Below are 537 nucleotides of genomic sequence, written 5' to 3' on the forward strand. Positions count from 1 at the left end.
CCGATCAGCTCAAAGCAATTTTTGACGATATATATCCCGATAGCATTAAGATCGGCATGGTGCACTCGGTCGATCTTGTTCGTAGCATTTACGCTGAATTACGTCACTATGCAGGGCGTATAGTTTTCGACCCAGTTATGGTTTCTACCAGTGGCCATCAGCTTATTCAACAAGACACGATTGCTGCTTGCGTAGAATTACTATTTCCGATAAGCACCATCATAACACCAAATATGGATGAAATGAGTGTCTTAGTTAACAAAGATGTTCAATCGGTATCGGATATGGAGCGTGCTGCCAATCAGCTGATGCATACTGGCGTACGAGCTGTGTTAGCGAAGGGCGGACATTTGAAAGGACCACAGCTTACCAGTTTGCTAATACAAAAAGATAGCAGCGTAAAGTACTACGATTCTGCACGAATAGATACCCACAATACACATGGATCCGGATGCACACTTTCTAGTGCGATCGCCACTTTTTTAGCTATGGGAGATCCGCTAGAAAGAGCGGTTTCTAAGGCACTAAATTAGGCGT

Annotated in this window: 1 protein-coding gene; it reads left to right on the forward strand. The window is 43.9% G+C overall.

Annotation, left to right across the window (positions count from 1 at the left end):
- Window positions 1–533, forward strand: a 533-nt coding sequence (thiD, locus tag ABFX50_RS51120; RefSeq protein WP_346158570.1) for a bifunctional hydroxymethylpyrimidine kinase/phosphomethylpyrimidine kinase, incomplete at its 5' end; no start/stop codon positions are given.
- Between the last annotated feature and the right edge of the window lie 4 nt (window positions 534–537).

The sequence above is a fragment of the Nonomuraea recticatena genome (assembly GCF_039533245.1).
Lineage (GTDB): Bacteria > Actinomycetota > Actinomycetes > Streptosporangiales > Streptosporangiaceae > Nonomuraea > Nonomuraea roseola.